The 406-nt window shown below is 54.2% G+C and carries 1 protein-coding gene; it reads left to right on the forward strand.

Features of this window, described 5'->3' with window-relative positions; translation table 11 throughout:
* Positions 1-406, forward strand: a 406-nt coding sequence (locus BKN05_RS11320) for an IS30 family transposase (RefSeq protein WP_286688681.1), incomplete at both ends; no start/stop codon positions are given.

The following is a 406-nucleotide window of genomic DNA, read 5'->3' on the forward strand; positions in this document are numbered from 1 at the left end:
AAAGCGCAAGATTGATGCCAATCCACGTTTGCGCACCGTGGTCTGGGCGATGGTGAAAGATAGGTACTCGCCGGAGCAGATTTCTGGGAGGTTGCGCAGTCGCTATCCCGGTGATGAGACTATGTACGTGTGTCCTGAAACTATTTATCAGTCTTTGTATTTCCAGGCTAAAGGCGAGTTGAAAAAGGAAGTCGCTGCTGCACTGCGTCGCGGTCACACCCAACGTCGACCTCGTGGCACGCGCAGTGCCCGCAGGCGGTTTGTTGACCCTATGGTGATGATTTCCGACCGGCCAGCAGAAGTAGATGACCGAGCAGTACCAGGTCATTGGGAAGGCGACCTCATTTTAGGCGCGGGTAATAAGTCTGCAATTGGCACGCTAGTAGAGCGAACCACGCGCTATGTC

This window comes from Corynebacterium sp. S5S1 (assembly GCF_001913985.1).
GTDB classification, from domain to species: Bacteria; Actinomycetota; Actinomycetes; order Mycobacteriales; family Mycobacteriaceae; genus Corynebacterium; species Corynebacterium marquesiae.